At 40.1% G+C, this 3,740-nt stretch carries 3 protein-coding genes and 1 pseudogene; 1 reads left to right on the top strand and 3 read right to left on the bottom strand.

Annotated features, from left to right (window positions below; genetic code table 11):
* Window positions 1-324 precede the first annotated feature (324 nt).
* Window positions 325-1,917 (top strand): flavin monoamine oxidase family protein, encoded by a 1,593-nt coding sequence (locus ACKTT2_RS00315; protein ID WP_407882816.1) that lies wholly within the window; start codon window positions 325-327, stop codon window positions 1,915-1,917.
* A 705-nt stretch (window positions 1,918-2,622) separates the two neighbouring features.
* Here the strand turns inward: ACKTT2_RS00315 and ACKTT2_RS00310 are convergent.
* The 3 genes and pseudogenes from ACKTT2_RS00310 to ACKTT2_RS00300 all read right to left on the bottom strand — a co-directional run.
* On the bottom strand, window positions 2,623-2,868 hold the full coding sequence (locus ACKTT2_RS00310) for a type II toxin-antitoxin system VapC family toxin (protein WP_407882814.1): 246 nt from the start codon (window positions 2,866-2,868) through the stop codon (window positions 2,623-2,625).
* Window positions 2,865-3,107, bottom strand: coding sequence for a hypothetical protein (locus ACKTT2_RS00305; protein WP_407882812.1), 243 nt, complete (start codon window positions 3,105-3,107; stop codon window positions 2,865-2,867). Before ACKTT2_RS00305 ends, ACKTT2_RS00310 begins: the two co-directional genes overlap by 4 nt.
* Window positions 3,108-3,348: 241 nt before the next feature.
* Window positions 3,349-3,740 (bottom strand): annotated as a pseudogene (locus ACKTT2_RS00300) (cell division protein FtsH); the annotation flags it as partial.

Below are 3,740 nucleotides of genomic sequence, written 5' to 3'. Positions count from 1 at the left end.
TGTACAATAAAGAAATTCCTAACTTGCCTATAAATCGTGTATTTGCGGTGACAAGCTTAGAAGTTGGTTAGGTAAATATCATTCGCCAATCAGTCATGCCTTCAAAGGGTTGGTGCGTGATTTGCGCTCGGTGTGTGATGAGCCACAAAACCCCTGATACATAAGCGATCGCAATTTTGTCAGGGGTATGGTTTTGAAAAATCTTAAAAGAAGGGTACTGTTAGACAAGAGTAGGTTTTACGTTAGTAGGTGTTTACCGAGCAGGTTTAGGGTTGCTTTTAAGGTATATTTCTTGATTAAGAGCAAAACATAAAGGCATACCCAATGTCAAGAGCGGCGTTGATGGCATCATTACGGCGAGCTTATAAAATCACTAGGGCATCGCTAAAAACGGGGATTCCAGCAGACGAAATAGCTGATATTGTTCGGCAAAAGATGACTCGTCGCCGTTTTCTATATGGCGGTTTGGGATTGGCAAGTGCTATAAGTGCAATGATGTGGCACGGTGAACCTAGTTCTGCTGCATTTGCCAAAATTCCTAAAGTTTTAGTCGTAGGTGCGGGAATTGCTGGGCTTGTCGCTGCTTATCGCCTTTCTCAAGCTGGAGTTCCTGTAGATATTATTGAAGCAAGAAATCGTGTTGGTGGGCGGATACATACAGTACAAAATGTTGCTGGTACTTCTGTACCTGTAGATTTGGGTGGAGAATTTATTGATACTAATCATACAAGCTTACGCAATTTAGCAAAGGAATTAGGTCTAGAAATTGTAGATTTGTACGCTATAGATAGCAATTTGAGATCTGGAATATCTTATTTTGATGGACGGATAATTTCAGAGAAAGAAATATTACAGTGGTTACCGCCATTGGTACAAAAAATAGAGCGAGATTTGGCAGCCATTGGTAAAGCACCTATAAATTATCGGACAAAGAATCAAGTGGCTATTAAGTTAGATAATATTTCTATTACTCAGTATTTAGAGTCAGCACAAATTCATCCAATTCTCAAAGCAATCCTTGAAAAAACTTACACGGGTTTATACGGTCAAGAAACTAGAATTCAATCTAGTTTAAATATGTTGTTATTTATTAGTACGGATACTAACAGCTACGAGCCACTTGGAGAAAGTGATGAACGGTATCAGATTGTTGGTGGGAACGATCGCATCATTCGCTCGCTAGCACAAGTGCTGAAAAATTCTATAGAATTAGAGACGGAATTAGAAGCGATCGCAACTCAAAGTGATGGTAGGTATCGGGTAAGTTTACGCTCTGGTATCCGCTCGAGTGAGAGAATTTACGAGCGAATTTTGTTGGCTTTACCGTTCAGTACTTTGCGTGATATCTCGTTAAATGTAGATTTGCCCGTCTTGAAAAAGAAAGCGATCGCAGAATTAGGTTATGGTAACAACGCCAAATTAATTACTGCTTATCAAGAACGGATTTGGCGCACGCGGTATAACTCAACTGGATTTGTCGCTACAGACTTAAACTTTCAAAGCATCTGGGAGGCTTCTCATTATCAAAAAGGGACAAGTGGTATACTCATCAATTTTACTGGCGGTCAAGAAAGTTTACCGCTAGGGCTGAATTCACCAGAATTTCAAGCTCAAAAACTGCTATTTCAATTGGAAAATGTGTTTCCAGGTATTACCAGTACGTATCGCGGTCAACCTATTTGTGCTTATTGGCGTCGAGAACCGTATACAAAAGGCTCCTATGCTTGTTATCTTGTGGGACAATGGACGACAATTGCGGGAGTTGAACAACAACGGGTAGGGAATTTATTTTTTGCTGGCGAACACTGTTCCCCATTGTTTCAAGGTTACATGGAAGGTGGTTGTAGAACGGGAGAAATCTCGGCTGCGGATATTCTGCGTTCTTTGGGTTTGAAAAAGATTGTTACAGAACATTAGACTTCTCTAAAAAACAATGTATATAAAGACGCATCATGGCACGTCTCTACATCCTTGTATTCTTGGCAACCGAGAGGAACTACCCCCTTCCCGCTAGAAGATTACCATAAATGTATTACAAATAAACCAATTATACTACAAAAAAAGCTCTCGTTTCTACAATTCATTAAAACGATACGAATGCATAGTTGTTGATAAAAATTCTTCATAAATAGTCAACATCATACTCCCATCCCGACATTTTTATGTATTGCACTCAATTGAAAACCGCTATATATGGCATTCTTCTTTCCTCCTCGTACTGACTTAATTGTTGTTCAAAATCCTGCTGTAACTCCTCTGGTAGACTCAGCATCCAATTAATGAATCCAAAAAGGTTAATAATGTCCTCTCGTGCAAACCCCCGTTCATACAAACGCTTAGTTAGTGCTAATTTTGACTCAAGCCGCTGTTGACCATTGTTACAAGTTTCTATGGCTTTGATCGAGTATGTTTGCCAAGACTCTAGCTGCTTATGCTATTGGGGTGAATAATAGTAATTCCTTCAACTTCCACAAAGTCTTTTGGGTTTAAAGTTAAAATATGACAGATCTGATAGGCAAGCACTACTGCTTGTATGCGTAAATCGTGGGTGCGTTTCCCTGAAATCCCGTGAGTTGTAGCGAGGCTTAACCAAATGCGAAATATATCCGGTGTTTCTTCGAGCTACTCAAACTGATTTATGAGCATTTGCACTGCTCGTTCGGTTTCTTCCGGTGTCCATCCCAATCCATTTACGGCGACGGGACGGGTGGCTACAACCCAAAACTCAATTAAAACTTGAGATGTAATACAGCATTGACCACCCTGTAGCAAAATTTGAAAAATAGCATTATTAATAATTTCGTGCTCGGAGGAGTGGGTATCAGCAAACCTAAGAATAATATTTGTATCCAGTAAATAGCTTGTCATATACCGCGATCGCCATAAATATTCTCACGCAGGCTGGCTTCAGCAGGCAAACTTGCACTACTTTTAGGGAATTGAGCTACCCACTGACGAAATTGCTCGGCTTTTTCTATTGGTGTCAAATTTTTGTTAGTTGCTGTCTCTACCTGTCTGGTGTGGAGTCTAGATTGAAAAAGTTTTTGGTCCTCAGAGGAGAGGTTTAGTACCACTTCTACCAGAGAGTTAACAAGTTGTACATTCATGGTTATGTATATTTATTTTTTTCGTTACGCAAAAAGTATATTTATTAGCCGTTCTGAGTATAACAGTTGAGCATTCCTAAAGTCCTCTTGCTCCAATTGTAATGGTAAACAGGGGAAAGGGAAAAGGTTTTATTCTTTTATTTTTAAGAAAAAATCAGGGTAATTTTAGAATTACCCCGATCGCACGATTATAAGTTAGAACTAAGACTTACTTAAATCTTAAATCCTAAATCTTCACTGACTATGCAAAAGTTGCAGTTTTAACGTCATTGCTAGCAAGCAAATCTTGCAACTCTTCGGCATCTACAGTTTCTTTCTCAACTAGCATTTCTGCAAGTTTGTCAAGGATGTGGCGGTTATTCTCCAACACTTCTCTAGCGCGCCGGTAAGCGGCTTCTACTAACTGACGAACTTCTTCATCAATTGCTGCTGCAGTTTCTTCGGAGAAGTCCCGTTCTGACATGATGTCACGACCGAGGAACATATTGCCTTGCTGGCGTCCGAGAGCAACAGGTCCGAGACGATCGCTCATCCCAAAGCGTGTTACCATTTGACGAGCGACGCGAGCAACTTGTTGTAGGTCATTAGAAGCACCAGTTGTCACTTCTTCTTCACCAAAGATTAATTCTTCAG

Origin of the sequence: Scytonema hankhaensis NUACC26, assembly GCF_045865695.1 — a bacterium.
GTDB lineage: Bacteria > Cyanobacteriota > Cyanobacteriia > Cyanobacteriales > Nostocaceae > Scytonema.
Note: the sequence above shows the minus strand (reverse complement) of the source record. Positions and strands in the feature narration are given on the sequence as shown.

What these genes read in the sequence shown, in the direction of transcription:
- ACKTT2_RS00315 (WP_407882816.1), top strand. Translation starts at nt 325, where the DNA reads ATGTCAAGAGCGGCGTTGATGGCATCATTACGGCGAGCTTATAAAATC.
- ACKTT2_RS00310 (WP_407882814.1), bottom strand. Translation starts at nt 2,868, where the DNA reads ATGACAAGCTATTTACTGGATACAAATATTATTCTTAGGTTTGCTGAT.
- ACKTT2_RS00305 (WP_407882812.1), bottom strand. Translation starts at nt 3,107, where the DNA reads ATGAATGTACAACTTGTTAACTCTCTGGTAGAAGTGGTACTAAACCTC.